Annotated in this window: 1 protein-coding gene; it reads left to right on the top strand. The window is 45.7% G+C overall.

Annotated elements, in window-relative coordinates:
• The coding region (locus IV91_RS19420) for an N-acyl amino acid synthase FeeM domain-containing protein (protein ID WP_031599575.1) at positions 1 to 357 on the top strand (357 nt) is incomplete at both ends.

The raw sequence follows: 357 nt of genomic DNA, 5'->3' as shown, positions 1-357 counted from the left end.
CAAAGAACAGAAATCCGCCTCTCTTGACCTCATTCATAAGCAATATTCCAAACGCGGATATAAAACCGCCCTAACTCTGAAAGATCATGACCAATGGATTACCTTTTTTGCCGCCGGAAACTCGGGGCAGGTGATTGGAACCATTTCCGTGAGACCCGACAACATCCATGGTTTATTTGCTGACGAAACTTACCAAGATCACCTCAATGAACTGCGTCACCAAGGAAACAGGCTCAGCGAATTTGGACGCCTTGCCATCAACTCAGACGCCTGCAACCGACATATACTGCCCGAGTTATTTTATATCGCCTATTTGTACCTTCGTACCAAGTGCAACTGTTCAATGGGAGTTTTAGA

Origin of the sequence: Ferrovum myxofaciens (genome assembly GCF_000735045.1) — a bacterium.
GTDB classification, from domain to species: domain Bacteria; phylum Pseudomonadota; class Gammaproteobacteria; order Burkholderiales; family Ferrovaceae; genus Ferrovum; species Ferrovum myxofaciens.
This window is presented reverse-complemented; position numbering and strand designations above follow the sequence as displayed.